This is a genomic window from Paraburkholderia xenovorans (assembly GCF_046030735.1).
Lineage (GTDB): Bacteria > Pseudomonadota > Gammaproteobacteria > Burkholderiales > Burkholderiaceae > Paraburkholderia > Paraburkholderia xenovorans_A.
Window position 1 is genome coordinate 291,521 of sequence record NZ_JAQQBV010000004.1, and the last position, 20,582, is coordinate 312,102.

20 protein-coding genes are annotated in these 20,582 nt (G+C 60.6%); 19 read left to right on the forward strand and 1 reads right to left on the reverse strand.

Going from position 1 to position 20,582, the window contains the following annotated elements; all coding sequences use genetic code 11:
- Positions 1-148: 148 nt before the first annotated feature.
- Entirely contained in the window at positions 149-460 is a 312-nt protein-coding gene (locus PQQ51_RS06105) for a hypothetical protein (protein ID WP_408495645.1), read from the reverse strand.
- Between the two features lie 276 nt (positions 461-736).
- Between PQQ51_RS06105 and PQQ51_RS06110 the strand changes: the two genes are divergently transcribed.
- The 19 genes from PQQ51_RS06110 to PQQ51_RS06200 all read left to right on the forward strand — a co-directional run bounded on the left by PQQ51_RS06110 (position 737) and on the right by PQQ51_RS06200 (position 20,559).
- Complete coding sequence (locus PQQ51_RS06110; protein ID WP_408495647.1) at positions 737-1,333, forward strand: hypothetical protein; 597 nt, start codon at positions 737-739, stop codon at positions 1,331-1,333.
- Positions 1,323-3,401, forward strand: a complete 2,079-nt coding sequence (locus PQQ51_RS06115; protein WP_408495649.1) for a phage terminase large subunit family protein — start codon at positions 1,323-1,325, stop codon at positions 3,399-3,401. Before PQQ51_RS06110 ends, PQQ51_RS06115 begins: the two co-directional genes overlap by 11 nt.
- A 9-nt stretch (positions 3,402-3,410) precedes the next feature.
- On the forward strand, positions 3,411-3,644 hold the full coding sequence (locus PQQ51_RS06120; RefSeq protein WP_408495651.1) for a DUF6148 family protein: 234 nt from the start codon (positions 3,411-3,413) through the stop codon (positions 3,642-3,644).
- An 80-nt stretch (positions 3,645-3,724) separates the two neighbouring features.
- Complete coding sequence (locus PQQ51_RS06125; protein WP_408495653.1) at positions 3,725-5,224, forward strand: phage portal protein; 1,500 nt, start codon at positions 3,725-3,727, stop codon at positions 5,222-5,224.
- 34 nt (positions 5,225-5,258) lie between these two features.
- Positions 5,259-6,554 (forward strand): signal peptide peptidase SppA, encoded by a 1,296-nt coding sequence (gene sppA, locus PQQ51_RS06130; RefSeq protein ID WP_408495655.1) that lies wholly within the window; start codon positions 5,259-5,261, stop codon positions 6,552-6,554.
- 63 nt (positions 6,555-6,617) lie between these two features.
- A complete protein-coding gene (locus PQQ51_RS06135) occupies positions 6,618-6,959 on the forward strand; it encodes a DUF2190 domain-containing protein (protein WP_408495657.1) in 342 nt (113 codons plus the stop codon).
- An 86-nt stretch (positions 6,960-7,045) separates the two neighbouring features.
- Complete coding sequence (locus PQQ51_RS06140; RefSeq protein WP_408495659.1) at positions 7,046-8,002, forward strand: major capsid protein; 957 nt, start codon at positions 7,046-7,048, stop codon at positions 8,000-8,002.
- Between the two features lie 67 nt (positions 8,003-8,069).
- A complete protein-coding gene (locus PQQ51_RS06145) occupies positions 8,070-8,375 on the forward strand; it encodes a hypothetical protein (protein ID WP_408495661.1) in 306 nt (101 codons plus the stop codon).
- Between the two features lie 87 nt (positions 8,376-8,462).
- Positions 8,463-8,882 carry a hypothetical protein gene (locus PQQ51_RS06150; protein ID WP_408495663.1) on the forward strand — a complete coding sequence of 140 codons (420 nt, stop codon included), beginning with the start codon at positions 8,463-8,465 and terminating at the stop codon, positions 8,880-8,882.
- Between the two features lie 36 nt (positions 8,883-8,918).
- On the forward strand, positions 8,919-9,857 hold the full coding sequence (locus tag PQQ51_RS06155) for a phage tail tube protein (RefSeq protein ID WP_408495665.1): 939 nt from the start codon (positions 8,919-8,921) through the stop codon (positions 9,855-9,857).
- A gap of 57 nt (positions 9,858-9,914) precedes the next feature.
- On the forward strand, positions 9,915-10,268 hold the full coding sequence (locus PQQ51_RS06160) for a hypothetical protein (RefSeq protein ID WP_408495667.1): 354 nt from the start codon (positions 9,915-9,917) through the stop codon (positions 10,266-10,268).
- Positions 10,268-10,645 (forward strand): DUF1799 domain-containing protein, encoded by a 378-nt coding sequence (locus PQQ51_RS06165; RefSeq protein ID WP_408495708.1) that lies wholly within the window; start codon positions 10,268-10,270, stop codon positions 10,643-10,645. The genes PQQ51_RS06160 and PQQ51_RS06165 overlap by 1 nt, the downstream gene beginning before the upstream one ends.
- A gap of 52 nt (positions 10,646-10,697) precedes the next feature.
- Complete coding sequence (locus tag PQQ51_RS06170) at positions 10,698-13,526, forward strand: phage tail length tape measure family protein (RefSeq protein WP_408495669.1); 2,829 nt, start codon at positions 10,698-10,700, stop codon at positions 13,524-13,526.
- Positions 13,526-14,023, forward strand: coding sequence for a hypothetical protein (locus PQQ51_RS06175; RefSeq protein WP_408495671.1), 498 nt, complete (start codon positions 13,526-13,528; stop codon positions 14,021-14,023). The genes PQQ51_RS06170 and PQQ51_RS06175 overlap by 1 nt, the downstream gene beginning before the upstream one ends.
- Positions 14,023-14,562: a DUF1833 family protein gene (locus PQQ51_RS06180; RefSeq protein ID WP_408495710.1), complete on the forward strand. Its 540-nt coding sequence runs from the start codon at positions 14,023-14,025 to the stop codon at positions 14,560-14,562. Before PQQ51_RS06175 ends, PQQ51_RS06180 begins: the two co-directional genes overlap by 1 nt.
- Positions 14,559-14,948 carry an NlpC/P60 family protein gene (locus PQQ51_RS06185; protein WP_408495673.1) on the forward strand — a complete coding sequence of 130 codons (390 nt, stop codon included), beginning with the start codon at positions 14,559-14,561 and terminating at the stop codon, positions 14,946-14,948. Before PQQ51_RS06180 ends, PQQ51_RS06185 begins: the two co-directional genes overlap by 4 nt.
- On the forward strand, positions 14,923-18,108 hold the full coding sequence (locus tag PQQ51_RS06190; RefSeq protein WP_408495675.1) for a host specificity factor TipJ family phage tail protein: 3,186 nt from the start codon (positions 14,923-14,925) through the stop codon (positions 18,106-18,108). The genes PQQ51_RS06185 and PQQ51_RS06190 overlap by 26 nt, the downstream gene beginning before the upstream one ends.
- 67 nt (positions 18,109-18,175) lie before the next feature.
- Entirely contained in the window at positions 18,176-20,296 is a 2,121-nt protein-coding gene (locus PQQ51_RS06195) for a hypothetical protein (protein ID WP_408495677.1), read from the forward strand.
- A 14-nt stretch (positions 20,297-20,310) separates the two neighbouring features.
- Positions 20,311-20,559: a hypothetical protein gene (locus tag PQQ51_RS06200; RefSeq protein WP_408495679.1), complete on the forward strand. Its 249-nt coding sequence runs from the start codon at positions 20,311-20,313 to the stop codon at positions 20,557-20,559.
- The last annotated feature ends 23 nt before the right edge of the window (positions 20,560-20,582 follow it).

Genomic DNA, 20,582 nt, shown 5'->3' on the forward strand with positions numbered 1-20,582 from the left:
GAATAGGCTTTTGGGCGGCGTGAGCTTCAAGTCTGAGAAATTCTCGTCGCCCGAAATCCCGAAAGGCCACCTGATTGGCGTGGTACCAGGTCTTGAGGTCTGCCCGGTCCAGTAAGTCGTCGTCGTCTGCCGTGCAAAGTCCCATTCTTCAGTCCATCCAGTAAGCCAAAATGGCAGCAAAAATGGTGGTGGCGACCAAGCAGGTAATTATTACCCAAACCTGCCAGGCGACCCCATACTGAATTCCAGTAACCACAGAAACAACTGTCAGCGCGACGAGAACGACGGCTATCCCGCGACAAAAAAACTTCAGAAGCTGCACAATCATTAACGGCGCTGGCTCATCAAGCAGCCTCACCGTAACGTACGAATTGTAGACAAAACCCAATACGCCAAGGTCGAGTGCAGCGATCACAAAGCTCCACTCCAGAATGTCCTTCGGCGAAATCCCGGTATCCACAAGCGCCTTCCTTTCTTTGCACTTTATACGTTGAAGTGGGGGCGCCTTCTGCGACGCTTAAGCCGGTACGTGGCATAGCGCGCATTCGCGCGCAGAATCCTCGCGGGCGCAAGTTGGGTGAGCTACGCCCCCGCTTACGTCTCGCATACGCCGTACACCAGTCTAGGGCGCTATGAGCACCACGGGTACCCTTATTAACCCGACGGGCTTGCGACCGGCTACTCAATTCTGCGAATTAAGTCTTCGTTTCAAAAAAATAATCCGGGATGCTTACCGATGGCCGAGATGAGTCAGCGTCAGTTTGCCGCGTTGATTGGTGTAACCCATCGCGCGGTGCAGAAGGCGATCACCGCAGGCCGGATCAGACTAACGGCACAGGGAAAGATTGACCCAGTTACGGCTGTAGATCAATGGAAAAGAAATACTGACGAGTCGAAACGCTCGTTCAGTGATCTTGCTCGAAACGCGAAGGTGCAAGCGGCACAGCGGTCTACTTTGTCGCAAGACCAGTCCGACGCCGAGGATGACGAACTGGTAGGCGCGAAAGAGGAGGATCCATCCCTTGCTTCGTATCGTGCGTCGCGCGCGGCACGCGAGCAACTGCGATTTCAACGTGAGCAGATAGAGTTGGACCAGCTTCGCGGTTCGCTGATTGAGGTTTCGGAGGCCCAGCGTCTCGGCTTTACAGCGTTGCGCACGGTTCGCGACGCGGTGATGAATGTGCCAGTTCGCGTAAAAGACATCATCGCAGCCGAAACGGACACTTCGCGGATCGAAGAACTATTGGTCGTTGAACTGATGGATGCATTGGGGTCGATCGATCTGGCCGCGATCATGCGCGACGAGGATCCGGAGGACGACGATGGCTGCTAGGGCCGCTTTCATTCGCAAGTTGCAGGAAGCCATCCGTCCGGATGAGCGCATCAGTGTTGCTGAATGGGCAGAGAAGCACCGGATATTGCCGTCGAGTAGTCCAGAGCCTGGGAAGTGGCGCAACAGCCGCACGCCGTATCTGGTTGGCATCATGGATGCGCTGTCGGGATCCACAAGTGCAGTGACGCGATATGCGCATGATGATGACCGGCTATTCAGTAACGCGTGGGTGGTCGAAGTCGCGCAGATGAAAGGCCACCAGATTGGCGGCTCGTCTGCCGGCGAGAATTTTCTTGGTCATGCGATCACGACGGCGGCCGGCAACATTCTTGTCGTCTTCCCGACGAAGCATGCCGGGGAGAAATGGGAGATGGACCGGTTCGAGCCGATGCGTGCGTCAACGCCCGCGCTTCGTCGACTGATTCGGCAGGCTGGTGCCAAGGGCGGCGACAACACCAAGCTTCGCAAGCGATTCCCGGGGGGCATGCTGAACATCGCCATCGCGGGTCGCGCGAATGCCTTGAAATCAACTTCGGTGCGCTACGTCGCACTCGAAGAGCCCGACGAGTATGTACAGAATGTTCAGGATCAGGGAAGTCCGATCGGTCTCGCACGTAATCGGACAAGTAACTTTGGCCGTCGTGCAAAAATCTTTGCCAATGGTACGCCGACACTCGACGGCTCGTCGCATATCGCTAAGCTTCATGACACTGGCGATCAGAGAAAATATTTCGTCCATTGCCCCGAATGCAGGCACCCACAATTCTTCGACTGGAAAAACTTCAAGTGGCGCGATGACGACTTCAACACCGTCATGTGTTACTGCGTCGATTGCGGCGCTGGTTCACCAGAGCATGCGTGGAAAACGCGGGGATACGGAGGCGCGTACTGGATGCCAACGGCAAGCGGTGATGGTCGCACAGCCAGTTTTCATCTGCCGAGCATGTATGCACCGATCGGATGGCGTCCGTGGTCCGAAATGGCAGCGGCCTGGCATAAGGCCCAAAGCGATACCGAAGCGATGATCGAGTTCACGAACAATGCTTTGGGTCTGCCGTATAAGGACACGGTCGGAACAGATGTGAAGGCTGAGCAGATACAGGCGCGAGCAGAAAATTATGCGCCGATGACCTGTCCGCTCGGAGGCTTGATCGCATGTGCTGGTGTCGACGTGCAGGACAACCGGCTCGCTGTAACCATTCGTGCTTATGGACGGGGAGAGGAGTCCTGGGGGCTCTTTCACGATGAGGTTTATGGTTCGCCGAGCGATTCGTCGACCTGGAAAAAAGTCGAAGACATTCTGCTCATGCCAATCCGGCACGCGAGCGGACAGATGATGCGGGTGGAAGCGGCTTGTATCGACACGGGTGGTCACTACACGCACGACGTTTATGCATTTTGTAAAACGGCGCAAGCGCGAGGTCGGCACTGGCTCGCGATTCGCGGTGCAAAGCCGGTGGACGCTCCGATCCTCGGCAAACCAAAGACACAGCAGTTTAATTGGCAAGGCCAGCCGGTTCCAGGCGGAGTCCAGCTGCGCAACGTCGGCACGCAGGCGATCAAAAACCGGCTCGATTTCCGCTTGCGCGAAATATCGAAACATGGCGCGGGTTTCATGCACTTTCCGATGGCTTATCCACCGGACTATTACGCGCAGTTGCGCGCGGAAAAACGCGTCTGGATCAAGCAGGCGAGTGGCAAACGTGCGCGCATGTGGGAATGTCCGTCTGGTGTTCGTAACGAGGCGTGGGACTGCGAGGTGTATGCGTACGCGGCATTCGCCTATATGACTTCTGCAAATGCCGATGTCGCATTTGCATTGCGCGAACGCATCTTCCATGTCGGCCAGCAGGACCTGTTTATCGAGCCTGCAGCGTCCGCGCCAACTGGCGAAAGCGAAGTCGAACGGTCTCATGACGTAGCGGCAGCAGAACGTTTTGAGCAGGCGGTGGCCGAGAATGTGCCAGCGACTCCGGCTCTGCCAGACGTTTCCCCGCTCTCCCCGTTGAACCCGTTGCGTGCGGGCCGCCGCAGGCGGCGTATGGCTTCGCGCGGCATCGGCACATAAGGATCAGATATGGCTGGAATTACGTTGGAACAGGCGCAGCATCAGCTCGATACGTGGATGGCAGCCAGCCTGAAGGTCGCAAGTGGTCAGGCATATGAGATTGAGGGCCGGAAAATGACGCGAGCAAACCTCGCTGAGATCCAGCAATCGATCACGTTCTGGGATGCGAAGGTGAAGTCGCTGACACCGACACGTCGACGCGGCGCTCGCGTGCGTTATGTCGTCCCGCGTGGGGGTGCCTGATGCCGCAAAGTAACTTGCTGGATCGGGTCATCGGCTACTTTAGCCCTGCGCAAGGGCTGCGGCGTTCGCAGGCGCGGACCATGTCTGCGTTTCTTGAGGGCACGGGATACGTTGGCGCGGATCGTACTCGCCGAAGCATGCGTAGCTGGTTCGCCGTCGGTGGTAGTCCGGACCGCGATACGCTGCGTGACCTGCCAACATTGCGCGCACGTTCGCGCGATCTGCTGCGCAACGCGCCGCTCGCGTTGGGTGCAATCAACACCAACGTCACATCAGTGATCGGCACGGGCCTGATGGTCAACCCGACCATCGATAACGACGTGCTCGGGATGACGCCGCAAGATGCGGGTGCATGGCAGCGCAAAACGCAGGCGGAATTTCGCTTCTGGTGCGAGCAGCGAGACCAGTTTGATATCGAATCGAAACTGGATTTCTACCAGGCGCAGGCCGTCGCGTTCCGTTCCGCTCTGGAATCGGGTGACGTGTTCGTTGCATTGCCGGATGTCATGCGTCCCGGCGGTGTGTATGGTCTCAAGGTCCAACTGATCGAAGCCGATCGCTGCTGCAATCCCGACAACAGGGCGGACGTCGAAGGGGATTTCAAGGCCGGCATCAAACAGGAAGAATCTGGCCGTCCGGCGCAATATGCGTTCGCCCGATTCCACCCCGGCGAATATCAGGCGGGCCAGTCGTGGACGATCGTCGATGCGTTCGGTGCAAAAACCGGTCGGCGCAACATACTGCACATCTTCGAAGCCCTGCGACCAGGCTTTCGGCGCGGCGTGCCGTACCTCGCACCGGTCATCGAGTCACTGAAGCAACTCGGCCGATACACCGAGGCCGAGCTGATGGCGGCGGTGGTCGCGGGCATGTTCACCGTGTTCATCGAGCAGGCCGCTGGCGGTGGCGATCCGGACTCGGACCCGAACGGATTCGCGGGAGCGGGAGAGCCGGGCGACGGCGCTGACGAAATGTCACTCGGCTACGGAGCTGTCGGGTTCCTGAATGCCGGCGAAAAGGCGTCGTCGGTCAATCCGGGGCGTCCCAACGCGCAGTTCGATCCGTTCGTGAAATCGATCCTGACACAGGTCGGCGTTGCGTTGCAGTTGCCTCTCGAAGTGCTGATCAAGCATTTCGCCGCGAGCTACAGCGCATCTCGCGCGGCGTTGCTCGAGGCGTGGCGATTTTTCAAGGTGCGGCGGCAATGGATCTCGTCGGAGTTCTGTCAGCCGATCTATGAAGCGTGGCTGGCGGAGGCCGTCGCGGGCGGGCGGATTTCTGCGCCGGGTTTTTTCCTTGACCCGGCGATTCGGTTTGCTTATTCGCAGGCTGAATGGCTTGGCGATGGTCCTGGCTCGATCGACCCGCTGAAGGAGGTCACGGCATCGGTCAAGAAGATTGACGCGGGCCTGTCGAACCTTAAAAAGGAAAGTGCCGCGCTCGACGGTTCCGACTGGCGCACGACGACGATCCAGCGTGGCGAGGAAGTCTCGCTAAGGCGCAGCCTCGGCCTCGACGAGGTCATTCCGAAACCGGGATCCGAGCCGGATCCTCTGGCGCCCGTCGACAGCAAGGACTAGCCCGCTCGCGCGGGCTTTTTTTATGGACAACCCTATGAGACTTCTGGAAGTCGTGACCGCTCCATGGGCGGTGATGGAATCGACGCTCGACGAGATCCGCGCCGTCTATGAGGCACATCTGCGTGGCGAAGGTATCGACATTGCCGCCGTCGAAGCGCGTCTTGGCCGACCGCTCAACAATGATCAGAAACCGTATCAGGTGGTCGACGGTGTCGCCGTCATTCCGGTAACGGGTGTGCTGGCGAAGCGGGCCAACATGTTTATGTCGGTGAGTGGCGGAGCGTCGACCCAGATGATCGGCGATATGGTCGATTCGGCCGTCGCCGACCCTAATGTGAAGGCGATCGCGCTCGATGTCGATTCGCCCGGTGGTGCCGTTGAGGGCGTGCAGCAGGTCGTCAACAAGGTGCGTGCTGTTCGCGGTGTCAAGCCGATTGTCGCCGTTGCCGATGGCGTCATGGCATCGGGCGGTTACTGGATTGGTAGCGCGGCGGATGAAGTATTCATTGCCGATCTGACGACGGTTGTCGGCTCTATCGGCGTGCTCACCACACACGTCGACACGTCCAGACAACAGGCCGCGCAGGGCATCAAGCGAACGGACATCACGGCTGGCAAATACAAGCGGATCGCGAGCTCGAACGAGCCGCTGTCCGATGAAGGCCACGACACGCTCAAGTCGCAGGTCGATCATCTCTACAGCGTCTTTGTCGACGACGTCGCCGCGAACCGCGGCGTGCCCGTCGACCAGGTGCTAACCGACATGGCCGATGGCCGTGTGTTTGTGGGTCAGCAGGCTATCGACGCAGGTCTCGTGGATGGTGTGTCCACGCTCGACGCAGTCGTTGCCCGGCTATCCGCGACTCCAACCCGCGCCGGTGCCGCGCGACCAGCTCAGCAGACTCAACCGAAAGGGAATCATCGTATGGACATGAACACGCTCAAGACGGAGCACACGGAAATTTACAACGCAGTGCTCGAAGAGGGCCGCGCAGAAGGTCGCACCCAGGGTGCCACAGCTGAACGCGATCGCATCCTCGGCATCGAGGCGCATGCCTATCCCGGCCACGAGGCGGCGATCAAGGAAATGAAGGCTGACGGCAAGACGACGCCGGATCAGGCCGCAGCGCGCATCCTGGGCGCCGAGCGCGAAGCGCTTGCAAAGGCAGGCAAGGATCTGCGTGCCGATGCACCGAATCCCGTGCCGGCGGCCGATACGCCTGTTGCACCAACGGACGACAAGAATGCGCTGGTCAGCAAGGCGCAGGCGCTGTCGAAGGAAAAGGGTATCCCTCTCGTCGCGGCGCTGAAGGAGCTCGGCGTCAAGTAAGCGCCACTACGTCGTAGCACTCGACAGTCTTCACATCTCGCAATCTCGTAAATAGGAGTTCATATGCAAAACGGTTCGGTTTCTGTTCTGGCCGGTTCGTTTGTCGCGGCTGCGGCCGTGCTGGCGAACCGCTTCATCGGTGCCAATGGCCAGCATGCGGCGGCGGCCGGCAACGCCATCGGTGTGTCGCGTTTCGACGGTGATGCCGGAGACCTCGTCACACGTGACGTGCTCGGCACAGCGGTCGTCGAAGCGGGGGCCGCGATTGCCGCGTTCGGCCTCATTGAGGTCGGTGCCGACGGCAAGGCCGTTCCGCACGATGCAGGCGTCGCGGTCGGCCGTGTTCAGGAAATCGCCGCGCTCGCCGTCGGTGATTTCGTTGAGGTGCTGCTGATCCCGAACTGATCAGCAGGCCGCTTGCTGTACCTCGCAAGACAGACTGACGCTCGCCACTGGCGGGCGTTTCTTTTTCCCGTATCAGTGGAGTCTCCATGTCCTTTCCGAATCGCCAGATGAGCCCGTCTCAGGCGCGGGTAATCGATCCGATCCTGACCGCAATCGCGCAGGGTTACAGCAATAACACTTTCGTTGGCAACATTCTGTTCCCGACCGTCCCGGTCAACTCACGTGCCGGCAAGATCATCCGCTTCGGCAAGCAGGATTTCCTGCTGTACAACACGCGCCGTGCGCCGGGCCAGAACACGAAGCGCGTGCAGTTTGGCTATGCCGACTCGGACTTCTCGCTCACCGATCACAGCCTCGAAGGCGCGGTGCCGATCGAGAACGAAGAGGAAGCGCAGGCAGTCCCCGGCATCGACCTCGGTCAAGGTGCCGTGCGTAGCGTGCAGAACATCATGGCCCTCGGCGTTGAGTACGAGCAGGCGTCGCTCGCACGTGACGCAACCCAGTACGCCGCGTCTAACAAGATCGCAGTCGCCGCTGGCGATCGATGGACCGATCCGGACAGCGATCCGTTTGCAGTGGTCTCCGAAGCGCGCGAGACAGTACGCAAGCAGATCGGCAAGCGTCCGAATTCGGCTGTGATCGCACCGTCGGTCTATGCCGCGTTGAAGACCCATCCGAAGACGCTGGACCGCATCAAGTACACCGGCCGCGATGTCGCGACTGTCGAGCTGCTCGCGTCCCTCTTTGAGATTCCCAATCTCGCGGTAGGCGACTCGATCTACTCGACCGACGGCAACACGCTTACCGACGTGTGGGGCGACGACATGGTGATGGCCTACACGGTGCCGGGTTCGATTCAGGATCGCGGCAATCCGACGTACGGCTACACCTACCAGCTGCAGGGTTACCCGATCGTCGAGGAAGCGTATTACGACCGCAATTCGAAGACCTGGTACTACCCGGTCACGGATGCACGCAAGGCGCAACTGGTGGGCGCTTCTGCCGGGTTCCTGATTCAGGGCGCAGGGGTCGCCGCAACTTAATCGCTGCAAGCCGGTGGCGGGCGGCCGGAGGCGCCCGCCGATCCATCAAAGTTACTTGGGGTGCGAGATGCAGCTCGAAGAGGATCTTGACGCGTTTCTGGAGGAGTTTGGCGATCCGGTGTCTGTGCCGGATCTTGCAGTCACAGGCTGGGGCGTTTTCTCGCAGGAAGATCGCGAGGTTTTCGGCGGCGCTGCCGTCGCACCTGACTATGTGATGGTCGCGCGCACGGATCTGTTCGGCGGCGTCGATCGCGGCGTCCAGATCGTAGTTGCTTCCGGCCTGTGCGCGGGCGCCTATAACGTTACCGGCCCGGCACGCCAGCGCGGTGACGGGGCGTTCTGCGATGTCTATCTCGCCAGGGTGCCCGCATGAACCGACGACACCGAAGGGGCGGGTGCCGGCTCAATTCGCGCGGCGCATGGGCACGCCGCATGTTTTACGCAGCATGGAGACGGCTCAATGACCGCTATTCGTGAAGTCCTCGCGGACGGTGTGTTCGACGCCGTGCAGCAATCGCCGGATCTGTCGGCCACACGGTTTGAGCGGTCACTTGTTCGCGCGCTCGGCCTCCGCGAAACGCGGATCGCGCTCGCCGTGACGCTTGGTGACGATGTCGCCGAAGAGCTGATCGGCTGCACGAGCTGGATGACCGAGCTACTAGTGCACGCAGTGACGCAGGATGAAGAGCCGGACCGTCTCGCCGATCAGTACCTGGCGCTCGCGCATCCGCTGGTGATGACCTATCAGCATCAGCGATTGAACGGCATCACGATGCTCAAGATCGACCGGCCGCTGTATGCAAACGTCGGCGGTGCCAGTTGTGTGCGCACAGCCTATTACCGCATCGAATATCAAACGCCGCGTGACAGCCTTGAATAGGCCGCCCACGCTTAACAACCCTTGCCAGGAGCAGGTATGAGTTCGTCCAAATCAATGAAGAATTCCGTCGTGCTGGCGGCACTGCAGGTCGCGATCGGCACGCCGGCCGTACCGACGTCTGCCGACGATGCGATGCTGGTTAGCAACATCAGCGCCAAGCCGGTCGCTGCCGACTATGTGTCGCGCGACACGATCCGCCCGTTCTTCGGCAACGACCAGCAGCTCACGGCCGGCTGTCACGCCGAGCTCGACTTCGAGATCGAAGTTGCCGCCTCGGGCGTTGCGGGTACGCCGCCGGCATGGGGTCGGCTGCTGATTCCATGTTATTTCTCCGAGACGGTCACGGCAGACACGAGCGTTGTCTATGCGCCGGTCAGTGTGCAGCCGACCACGCCGCTGACGTTGTACTACTACCTTGATGGTCTCCTGCATAAGCTCACCGATGCGTACGGCACCGTGTCGTGGGATTTCACGGTCAAGCAGATCCCGAAGCTGAAATTCCACTTCATGGGCGTTTATAACCCGGTGACCGATTCGCCGATCCCGGCCGGCACGGACTTCTCGAAATTCCTGGTGCCGAAGATTGCGAGCACGCAGTTCACGACGTGGCAGATGCATACGTATAGCGGCCCACTGCAGGCGTTGTCGCTTGATATCGCGAATACCCTGAACTGGTCCCAGCTGATCGGTTACGAGCGGGCGGAAGTCACAGACCGCAAGCCGACGGGCAAGATCACCATGCAGCTCGGCTCGGTCGCGGACAAGGACTGGTGGACCTCCGCCAAGGACGCGCTGCTCGGGGCGCTGACGATCACGCACGGTGTCGGTGCCGGCAACATCGTCCAGCTCGACGCGCCCAAGGTGCAACTGACCGATCCCTCGTACACGGATCAGGACAACAAGGTCATGCTCGATGCGACGCTCACGGTCACGCCAGATACCGGCAACGACGAGCTCATCATCACCGTAAAGTAACTTTGCAGTTCAACGACGCGGGCCGCCATGTGCGGCCCGTTTTCATTTGAGGACGTCATGGCGATATTTGCAATAGCGGCAAAGCCGACCTTCAAGGCGAAGGTTACGGTAGTTATTCCGGGCAATTCGGAAGATGGAGCGCCTGAGACTCACACCTTCGTTGCCGAATTCAAGCGGCTGCCGAAAGACGAATACGACGCCGTAATCGCGTCGCTGGCAAGCGGATCGCGAAAGAGCGAAGACGTGCTAGCGGAGCATCTGGTTGGATGGTCCGGTCTGCCCGATCTTGCGGGCAATGATGTTCCTTTCAGCCTGGAACATCGCGATGCGCTACTGCAGATCCCGCAGATTCCGCCGCGCCTTGCCGATGCCTTTGTTCAGAACAACTCGGGTGCCGAAATAAAAAACTGATTGACGCGGCGCGGCGGTGGGCGGGGGTTGCGGACGATGACAGCGGGGTCGATGCCGGCGTCGCTGCGGCGCTTGCGGCGTTCGGCGCGCGATCGGAAGATGTCGAGAGAGCACGCAAACAGCAGACGGAAGACGACTTTGATGTCTATCCGGAGAACTGGCCGGCTGTTCAGGTGTTCCTTGCACTGTCGACCCAATGGCGTGCGGTCGGCATCTCGACGATGACCAAAGCCCGAATCGTCCATACCGGCCTCGACTACGCGGTGATCGAACCTGTATTTCGGATGATGGGTATCAAGCCGAAACGCCGCGTCGCGATATTTCAGAAACTCAGGGTGATGGAAGAGGCGGCGCTCGACGCGTTGCTGCCGGACTAACCCTGTTTGTAAACGCCCCTCGATGAGGGGCTTTTCTATTTGGCGGATCGCTATGGCTGGAACAAGTGGGTCGCTCGGCCAGCTGGTCGTGCAGATCACGATGGACCCGTCGTCCTACCAGGCGGGTTCGCGGGGCATCAGGTCGGACGCGCAGGCGATGGGCTCGACTGTGGGCAAGGCGGGTGAGGACGGCGCCGCCGGCATGGACAAGATTGGCGCGCATACGGCCGGTGCGCGGCGGGAGTTGCTCGTCATGGCGCACGAGCTTGCAACCGGCAATTTCAAGAACTTCGGTGGCTCGCTGATGGTGTTCGGCGAACAGATCGACGCATTCAGGTTCATTCTGAGTCCGGTCGGGCTCGCGGTGGGGGCCGTGGTCGCGGGGCTTGGCCTGTTCGCGGTAGCGGCATACAAGGGCCACGAAGAGGCGGAGGCGCTAAGCAAGTCGCTGCAGGTCACGGGCAACTATGCGGGGTTGACGGCGAGCAGTTTCGCAGCGCTTGCGCAACAGATTTCCGCCGGCACCGGAGACGGTTTCGGGACTGCACGCGCCGGCCTTCAGGCGTTGGTCTCCACAGGTCAGATCACGGGACAGTCGCTCGAAGCGCTGGGTGAAGACGTTGTGCGCATGCACGACCTGACCGGTGAGAAGCTCGACGATATCGCGAAGGATTACGCCAGGATGCCCGAAGGCGTGGCGAAGTGGGCCGAGCAGCATAACCAGAGCATGCACTTCATCACGACGGCGCAATACGATTACATCCGGCAGCTTGAAGACGCCGGTGACAAGCAGGGTGCAATGCTCGTTGTCGCGAAGGCGCTCGACGACCAGCTGCGCAATGAATCGCTCAAAAATCTGGGGCTGCTGGAAACTGCCTGGCGTGGCGTTGGCAATGCCATCAGTGGCACGTGGGAGTGGATGAAATCCATTGGTCGTGCGGAAACGTCAGCTGAAGCAATAGCGAGAGCGACAGCGGACGTGCAGCGGCTGCAAAACGCCCTCAACGGGCCGGCGCTACCGGACAACCGCACGGCGTGGACAGAGCAACTCGTCGCAGCGCGGGCAAAGCTGGATTCGCTGAACCGCGACGCCTTGCGTGATCAGGATGCCGCGATGAAGAAATCGGGCGATGCGCAAACGCAGCAGGCAGGGATTGCTGCGTCTGACTTCCTGAAAAAGCTGCAGGACGAAGAGAAGGGCGTCAATCGTGTAAGTCAGGCGCTGGACGACTATCGAAAAAAGGTCGCGGACTACAACAAGGCCAATCCGAACAGTCCGGTTTCGAAGCAGCAGCAGGCCGCCGATGAGGCTTATCTGCGCAAGCAGTACAGCGACCACTCGGGGCAGTCCGAAGCAAACAGGATCCGCAAGAGCATGCTTGACGCTGCCTTGCAGACCACCAAAAACGGGCTGGACCTGATCCAGTCGGCGTACAAGGCTGCGGACGACCAGTTGCAGGCGCTGCACAAAGCCACTTTGATTTCCGACCAGACTTTCTACACGGCAGAAATCACGGCGGCCGACGATGCCGCCCAGCAGCAGATCACGGCCTACGAGCAGGAGAAGAAAACGCTGCAGGATGCGTACTGGAAAGCGCCGCTCGACGAACGGATCAAGATCACGCAGGAGATCGGTGAAGTCGATACGAAAATCGCCAAGGTCCGGCAGGACAACGCAGCGAAGGATGCGGTCTATCTGACGCAGCAGACTGACGCGCAGCGCAAGTACCAGAAGTCCATCGAAGATACACGCGATGCGCTTCTCGCGCAGGCCGGTGTGAGCGCTCCAAAGGCTGCACACGACTACGATGAAAAGAACCGCGGTGCGATGCTGCAGGCAGCGACGACGGGCGATCTGAGTGGCGCCGCATTCCTCGACCAGAACCGGCAGCTCACGTTGCTGATTGCTCAATACAACGACGTCATTACGCAATCGAAAGAGGCACAAAACAGTATTTCCCTCGACCAGCAGACGGGCGTGACCGGTCTGCTCGATGCGTTTTCGCAGTTGCGTTCGAATTCAGCCGATACCGTGCAGTCGTTGCAGTCACTCTACGACCAGGTGAACAGGCTGTCGTGGCAAACGACGGATGAGGGCGTGCTGCGCAGCCTTGACCAGTTGCGCGACAAGATCCGGCAGTCGATGCTCGATAGCCAGAGCTACTTTCAGGACTTCGCCGACGCCGGCAAGAGCGCATTCTCCGGCATGTTTTCGGACATCGTGACGGGTTCCAGAACGCCTGCGCAGGCGGTTCAGTCGATGGTATCCAGCATGCTCGCTTCGTTCGCGCAGCTCTTCGCGAACAAGGCGTACTCGAGCATCGTCAACGGCCTGTTTGGATCGCTTTTCCCGACGTCGGTTGCAGCGACGGGAAGCGGCGCTTACGGCTTCACGATGCCGTCGTCGATTCAGGGCAGCGGCTCCCTGTTCGGAACCAGTGCGGGCCTGATGTTCGCAAGCGGCGGCGACGTATCGGGGCCGGGCACCGGAACGAGCGACAGCATCAATGCGAAGCTTTCGAATGGCGAGTTCGTGGTGAAAGAGAGCGTTGTGTCGCAGCCCGGTGTGCGCTCGTTTCTTCAGGTACTGAATGGCGGCCAAAGCGTCAGCGGTCGGAATCGCTTCGCAAGCGGCGGCTATGTCGGGGACGACTCATCGAGCAGCTCGATGGTTGGACCGAACGTCGATCTGCATATCCATAACGCGCCTGCCGGTGCACAGGTCAGCCAGACGAAGATGGCTAACGGCGGTCTGCGGCTGGACGTGATCCTCGAGAAGGTCGATGCGCATATCGCGTCCGGCATCCGGTCGGGCCGGGGGGCGACAGCCCGCACGATGCAGCAGCAGTACGGGCTTAACCGAACCGTGGGGCAAACCTGATGGCAGATCTACCAACGTGGCCGGCGACGCTGCCGGATCCGCGTGCGAGTGGCTATGGCATCCAGCCGGTAACGCCATTCGCACGAACCGATATGGACAGCGGTGCTGCCCGTCAGCGACGCCGCTTCACGAGCGTTCCGTCGCACGTGTCGGTGACGTGGCGCTTCACGCACACGCAGCACGCGATCTTTGAGGGGTTTCTTGCATACGAAATCAATCTCGGCACGGACTGGTTTGCGGTGGGTCTGCTCAACGGCATGGGCGTGAATCAGGTGCAGGCGCGATTCATGGACGATCCACCGTACAAGTCTGCGATCAGTGAGTCGCGCGCGTGGTTCGACGTGACCGCCACGCTTGAAGTGAAGGCGCTGCCGTTGCCGTCGCGGGATGCATACGACGTGCTGCGTGTGTACACGGAGGCCGAGATTGCTGCGATGAGCGACTCGCTTCACGAGATCATTCACGTGCAGTTGCCTGGTCCGATGAGGTGGAACTGATGGCGACAATCACTGAAGCACTGGCGGAGGTGTACGCCAGCAATCCGCAAGGCGAGGTTGTGCTGACCACGCTGGAGTTGCGGCATTCCTCGTTTATCGACGAGGCGGGAAATCCAGCGCCGATCCGGGTGGTCGCGGACTATAACGATCTGGTCGCAACACTTGAGAACGATGCGCCTCTGAACGCGGGTGAAAGCGTGACCTTCACCGCTGTGGCGTTCCAGTTCGCGCTGCCGTCGATGGAAGAGGGGCAGGCGCCGCAGATCGATATCGTCATAGACGGTGCGAGCGCGGAAATTATCGGTCATCTCGAAAGCGCGGTGACGCAGACCGAGAAGATCGAATGCACACACCGGCGTTTTCTTGCATCGAACCCGGCTGCGGGGCCGCATGACGAAGAGCCGCTGACGCTGTATATCGCCAGCGCCAAAGCAACTTTGACGCGGGTCACTGCGACGGCGGCATTAACGGACATCAATAACAGCCCGTTTCCGTCGGACGTCTACAGCCCCGACGTCTTTCCGGGGCTCGTGCGATGACTTCAGATCAGGCGAATACCTACATCGGTCTTCCGTGGATCGACGGCGCTCGCGGTCCCGGCAGCTTCGACTGCTGGGGCCTGCTGCGCTGGGTGCAGCTACATCATTTCGATCTTGTGCTGCCCGACCTGCCGGCAATGCCGGATATGCGGCGGGAGCTCTATCGCGAGCAGATGGAGTCGGGGACCTGGAGCGTCATCGAACTGCCTGTGCATGGATGCGGCGTGCTGCTTCGTGGTGGAGATCGTCCGCATGTCGGCGTGTATCTCGATCTTGACGGGGGCGGCGTACTTCACGCCCAGGAAGGGGCGGGCGTCATCTACACCGAGTGGTCCAAACTCAAGAAAGTGGGGTATCCACGTGTTAGCTGGTACAGCTTCCTATAAAGCGACGATCGTTCGCGCAGTCAACCCGTATTGTCATGCGCAGGGTCGGCAGGTCTATGAACTGGACGTACCTTCCACGCCCGCTGAGTGGGCCGAACGGGTGGGTGTCGACACGCAGCACACGATTATCTGCGTCGACACCGACTACTGGTTGCGCAAGGACTGGGATAAGCCGATTCCACACGGCGCGATTGTCCAGTTCATCCCCGTACCGAAGGGTGGTGGATCGAATCCCCTGCAGGCCATATTGATGATCGCGGTGGCCGTCGCGTCGGTCTATACGGGCGGCGCTGCGGCAGCAGCATATGGCGCGGCGACCGGGGTCGCGGCTGGCACCGTTACGGCAGGCATGATGGCGGTCCAGGCCGGTGTGTCGATGGCAGTCATGGCCGCAGGCTCGATGCTGGTCAATGCGATCGTGCCGGCCAAGACGACGAGCGTCGCACAGGGCACGACAAACAGTCCGACCTATTCACTGTCGGCGAGCGGGAACGTGGCCCGTCTGCTCGAGGCAATTCCTGTTCTGTATGGTCGGATGAACACTACGCCTGATCTGGCCGCGACCCCGTACACGGAGTACCTCGGTAATGATCTGTACGTGTACGAGCTGTTCTGCATTTCGAAAGGCGAGATCGAGATCGAGCAGATCCTGATCGGCACGACGGACATCGGTAATTTCAGTGAGATCGACTATCAGGTCATCGGCCCCAATCAGGCCGTGACGCTGTTCCCTGACAACGTGGTGACCAGTGATGCGGTCAGTGGCATCGAGCTGCAGGCGCCGAACGATAGCGGGGACTGGGTTGGGCCATTTGTTGCCAATCCGGCAGCGAGCGCGGCGAATTTCATCGGGATCGATATCACGCTGCCCTCGGGTCTTTTTTATGCGGCCGACAATGGATCGCTTCAGAACCTGTCGCTGACGTTTGAGGCGCAGGCGCGGCTCATTGACAATGCCGGCGCTGCGGCAGGCGACTGGGTCGAGCTTGATCTGCGTGAGCTCAGCATGGCGACATCCCAGCCGCAAATGATTTCATATCGCTATAGCGTGGCACCGGGCCGGTATGAAGTCCGCATGCGTCGCACGACCAATCTCAACGAGGATACGCGTGCGCAGAACCGCATCCAGTGGGCGGCACTGCGTGCCTATCTGCCCAGCGAGCGGTACTACGGCAATGTGACTTTGCTGGCGATGCGCGCACGCGCTACGAATTCCCTGAATTCAAGCACCGCGCACGACGTGCACGTGATCGCGACACGAAAATTGCCGGTGTGGACGGGAAGCGGCTGGAGCGATCCACAACCCACAAGGAGCATTGCGTGGGCCATTGCCGACGCGGTACGGAACGCCGACTACAGCCTCGGTCTGCCGGACAAACGGCTGGATATCGATGCGCTCGAGCGGCTGGACGCCGTCTGGACTTCTCGTGGCGATGAATTCAACGGCGTGTTCGATACGAAGGGTTCATTCTGGGATGCGCTGACGACGATCTGCCGTGCTGGTCGTGCGATCCCGATGTACTTCGGCGGGGTGATCAGCATTGTGAGAGATGAGCTCAAAACGGTGCGCACGGCGATGTACACACCGCAGAACATCGCGGCCGGATCCTTCGAGGCCGACTATGGATTCTTCAGCGTCGATTCGCCCGACTACGTGACGGTCGAATACATGGATGAGACGACCTGGTCATGGCAGGACGTGGCGTGCATTCCGACGGGCTCGCCTGCTCTCGTCGAAAAGCGGATCCAGATGGTTGGACCGACCAGGCGTGCGCAGGCGTGGCGCGAGGGCATCTATATGGCCTACGCGAACCGCGATCAGCGGAAGACGGTCATGATCACCACCGAGCTGGATGGGCTCATTCCACTTTACGGCGATCTGGTTGGCATCTCACACGATTTGCCGAAGTGGGGCATTTCCGGTGTCGTCGAGGGCTTTGACGGCGTGCGCGTCGACGTAAGCGAGCAGCTCGAATGGACGGCCGGCGCACAGCATTACGTCTATTTTGCTCAGCGCAACGGAGCGCCCACTGCGGCGCTCAGGGTCGCACAGCCGGCGGACGATGACGACGGCATGTCGATGATGCTGGTGGATCCGTTGCCGGAGCTTTTTGACTTCAGCGACGGACACTCGGAAGAGCCGACGCGGTTTTCGTTCGGTCCGGCGCTCGACAGGATCGCGCAGGACGTCCGGCTGATCAAGGCGACGCCGCGCGATGGGCAGGTTGAGCTGACGTTCGTGAACAACGCGGAAAGCCCCCATACGGCTGAGACCGGCATGAGTCCGCCTGCGCCCGTATCGCCGTCGCTTCTGCCCGGCGTGATCCACGCACCGATCATCGCGCAGGTGAGTGCCAACTCGAAGATCACGCCGGGGTATGTGTCGATCACCGCATCGCCGGCCGCAGGGGCGTTGCTGTACGAGTATCAGGGGAGTCTCGACGCTGGCGTGACGTGGGCGCAGCTCGGCACATCGACGGGCAATGTCCTGACGGTGCCTATCGCGCTTGGAGTGTGGGAGTTCCGGGTGCGTGCGTATGGCGCGAGTGGGCTTCCTGGCCCGTTCGCTACCTGGACCGGCACGGTAGATGAGTTCAAGTATCCGCCGGCACCACCGGTGCTCACGCTGCGCGAGCCGTTTGCAGGTAATCAACTGTCGGTCGAAATCCAGCGCCTGCCGGACGTCGATTACTTCGACGTTAGCGTGGTGGTGGGCGGCGTCATCAGGTACGGCGCCGAAATCACGGCGCAAAACTTCACGTGGACGCTCGATCAGGCGAAGTTCTATGGCGCCGTCGCCGGCACTTTCGACGTGAGGGTGGCGGCCGGCAACATCGCCGGTCTGGGTAATCCTGGCACGTTCACCGTCACGAACCAGCCCCCACCCGCACCGACCGTGACCGTAACAGGTGGCGACACCACAGTTACTTTGTCGATGAGCGTGACGGGCTATCCGGACGTCGCTGGCTATCGTGTCGCGGATCCGGACGGACTCATCGTATGCGACAGCACGACCGGAAGCTGCACGCTTGACCCGGATGGCAAGACCTATACCGCCTATGCCTATAACTCGTGGGGCAGTGTTTCGGCTGGCACGCCGGTTGTTGCTTCGCCGCCGGGTGGTGATAGCGGTCCGGGGGATGGCGGTGGTCCCGCGTAACCAGCTGAAGTACGACATGGAGGCCGCCAGAGCGCGGTCTTTTTTATTTCTACCGGGAAACCCACGCATGGCACTTTCCACAATTCAGAAGATTGACCGCCTGTCGGTCGACTGTGACCTCGCGCATCAGGTCGTCCACGGTGCGGCGGATGCCATCGTGCAGACCGAGGGCGGCGCAATCCCGACGATGGCGAATGCCGTCGCCACGCTCAAGGCATACAACGTGCGTGGAGACTGGGTCGCCGGCATGACGCTCGCGATGAAGGATATTGTCGTCGCGGGTGGCGTGACATACGTTGCGCTTTCGTCGGCGGAGTTCGTCTCGAATGACATTGCAGCGGATCTGGCTGCCGGTCGGATCGGAGTGCATCAGGGCGCAACGGTCGAGGATCTTGCGAACCCCAACAAGGGCGTCAGGATGGTCGCTCACGCCGTCGACGATCGGGATCTGGCGAGTCCGGACGCCGGCAAGGGCGTCGCGATGGTCGCCCATGCTGTCGACGACCGGGTGCTCGCGGGAGATGGCGGGGCAGCGCTCATTGGTTTTCTGGCGGCCGGCGACGGCGCGGTGCGACAAACGCTCGCGGCGATCCTTAACGAGTCGGTAAGCGTGGCGAGCTATAAGTCCGATCCGTCCGGCGCCGCCGATTCCACTGCGGCATTCAAGGCGGCAATTGCACGGGTTACGGTGCTGGTCACAGCGCAGGGGAGCCCCTATCCCGCGCCAGTAATTGACGTGCCTCCGGGTGTCTACAAGCTGACCGATACGTTGAACCTGATGCCCTGGCACCGGGTGCGATCGAAGGGCGTCGTGCTGCTCGACTTTCGCGCGCTCGACGTGGCCAAGGACGGCATCGTCTTGCGCAACGAACAGAAGGCCATTCAGATGGGCGATGCTAAGTGGGCGTCGGTGGCGCCCTTCCTCGACGGGGGGGGCGGTGCGATTGTTGTGCTGGGGCCGGGCAAGGCGACGTCGACGGGCTGGGGCGTCAGGGTGGGGAACACGACGGCGGAGTCCAGCGACATTCGCGATACCGGTGGGCGCAACGTGATTGTGACCGGCTGGCGTGGCGCCTTGCGCTATGACCCGATCAATCTGTACCTGATCACATGGGAGCGCTGCCGGTTCGAGCAGAACGGCTCGGAGAATCTGTACGTGAGCAGCGCCACACCGGTCGTCAATAGCGGCGAGCGTATGGCGTTCAATGACTGCACTTTCGCTGCGGCTAACAATGCCGTTTATCACAACTGCGACGGCTACAGCTACGAATTCAACGGTTGTTCCTTCGACTACCACGCGACGCCGTTCAGGATCGATGCGCTCGGCCGCTATTCACGCTTTCTTTTCAAGGGCGGTCACTCCGAGGCATTCGATGGCTTGTGGTTTGACGGGACGGCGAGCGGCGAGCGTGTGGAATTGACGATGCAGGGCCACGAGATTCTGCCGACGCACTATGTCGATACCTCAGTGATCGCGTCGCCGCGCAAGCTCATCGATGGCAATGCGGCAAACCGGGTGCGTCTGGCTGCGTTCGGAACGTCGCTAAGGTATCTCTGGCGCCCCTACCTGGCGGACACGCCCATCGTGGGCGACAACGTGCTGATTCACGCGCTGGACGGAACGATCCAGGAGGGCTACTACGGTGTGCTCACGCGCTCACGCTCGCTTATTCGCGACTACGATTTTTTAGCGAACGCAATCGGAACCAGCGCTGATGCACTGACGAACTGGACGCGCGATCCTGGTCTGGTCGACGTCGACGTGCGCGATATCCAGACCACGCCTTCGCTCGGGCAGTCCCTGCACCTGCACGGCATATCCGCGAATTCGACGATTACGCTGCATTCGAACGACAGCATTCCATGCAAACCGGGCGAGACATATTGCGCCGGCTGCGACGTATTCGCCAACGGCACGACGGGTGACCTGAATGTCCGGGTTTTCATGCGCTGTTACGACACGAGCGGCACGCAGGTCGGCCCCGATCTCGGTGCCACCTACAAGATGGCCGATGCCTATGCCGATCCGGTATTGCCGAATCTCGTAGCGGGTCGAAACAGGGCCATGGGCATCGATCACCGGATCCAGACGATCCCGCCATACGCCACGAGCTTCAGGCTGTACGCCACCGTCTCCAGCTTTGTCGGCGACGTCTATGTGAAGAATGTCCGCGCATTTCGCGCTTAAAAAAGGGGAGTCTCATGTTCCGCTCCATCGAGGCCGCAATCATGCGTGCCATCCCGCAGGACAAGTGCCTGCACGTTATCGCCGGTGTGCTGGTGTTTGCAGTCGCGCATCTGGCGACGTGGCAGGTCGGCATCGCGGTCGTGATCCTGGTCGGCATTGCCAAGGAGTTGCTTGACCACTTTACGGGCGGTGACGTGTCCGTGTGGGATGTCGCGGCGACTCTGTCAGGTGGGCTGCTTGGGTTGCTCTGTTTCGCGCGCTAGCTGAATTTCCAAAGACGTTATCT

What these genes read in the sequence shown, in the direction of transcription:
- PQQ51_RS06110 (WP_408495647.1), top strand. Translation starts at nt 737, where the DNA reads ATGGCCGAGATGAGTCAGCGTCAGTTTGCCGCGTTGATTGGTGTAACC.
- PQQ51_RS06115 (WP_408495649.1), top strand. Translation starts at nt 1,323, where the DNA reads ATGGCTGCTAGGGCCGCTTTCATTCGCAAGTTGCAGGAAGCCATCCGT.
- PQQ51_RS06120 (WP_408495651.1), top strand. Translation starts at nt 3,411, where the DNA reads ATGGCTGGAATTACGTTGGAACAGGCGCAGCATCAGCTCGATACGTGG.
- PQQ51_RS06125 (WP_408495653.1), top strand. Translation starts at nt 3,725, where the DNA reads ATGTCTGCGTTTCTTGAGGGCACGGGATACGTTGGCGCGGATCGTACT.
- sppA (WP_408495655.1), top strand. Translation starts at nt 5,259, where the DNA reads ATGAGACTTCTGGAAGTCGTGACCGCTCCATGGGCGGTGATGGAATCG.
- PQQ51_RS06135 (WP_408495657.1), top strand. Translation starts at nt 6,618, where the DNA reads ATGCAAAACGGTTCGGTTTCTGTTCTGGCCGGTTCGTTTGTCGCGGCT.
- PQQ51_RS06140 (WP_408495659.1), top strand. Translation starts at nt 7,046, where the DNA reads ATGTCCTTTCCGAATCGCCAGATGAGCCCGTCTCAGGCGCGGGTAATC.
- PQQ51_RS06145 (WP_408495661.1), top strand. Translation starts at nt 8,070, where the DNA reads ATGCAGCTCGAAGAGGATCTTGACGCGTTTCTGGAGGAGTTTGGCGAT.
- PQQ51_RS06150 (WP_408495663.1), top strand. Translation starts at nt 8,463, where the DNA reads ATGACCGCTATTCGTGAAGTCCTCGCGGACGGTGTGTTCGACGCCGTG.
- PQQ51_RS06155 (WP_408495665.1), top strand. Translation starts at nt 8,919, where the DNA reads ATGAGTTCGTCCAAATCAATGAAGAATTCCGTCGTGCTGGCGGCACTG.
- PQQ51_RS06160 (WP_408495667.1), top strand. Translation starts at nt 9,915, where the DNA reads ATGGCGATATTTGCAATAGCGGCAAAGCCGACCTTCAAGGCGAAGGTT.
- PQQ51_RS06170 (WP_408495669.1), top strand. Translation starts at nt 10,698, where the DNA reads ATGGCTGGAACAAGTGGGTCGCTCGGCCAGCTGGTCGTGCAGATCACG.
- PQQ51_RS06175 (WP_408495671.1), top strand. Translation starts at nt 13,526, where the DNA reads ATGGCAGATCTACCAACGTGGCCGGCGACGCTGCCGGATCCGCGTGCG.
- PQQ51_RS06180 (WP_408495710.1), top strand. Translation starts at nt 14,023, where the DNA reads ATGGCGACAATCACTGAAGCACTGGCGGAGGTGTACGCCAGCAATCCG.
- PQQ51_RS06185 (WP_408495673.1), top strand. Translation starts at nt 14,559, where the DNA reads ATGACTTCAGATCAGGCGAATACCTACATCGGTCTTCCGTGGATCGAC.
- PQQ51_RS06195 (WP_408495677.1), top strand. Translation starts at nt 18,176, where the DNA reads ATGGCACTTTCCACAATTCAGAAGATTGACCGCCTGTCGGTCGACTGT.
- PQQ51_RS06200 (WP_408495679.1), top strand. Translation starts at nt 20,311, where the DNA reads ATGTTCCGCTCCATCGAGGCCGCAATCATGCGTGCCATCCCGCAGGAC.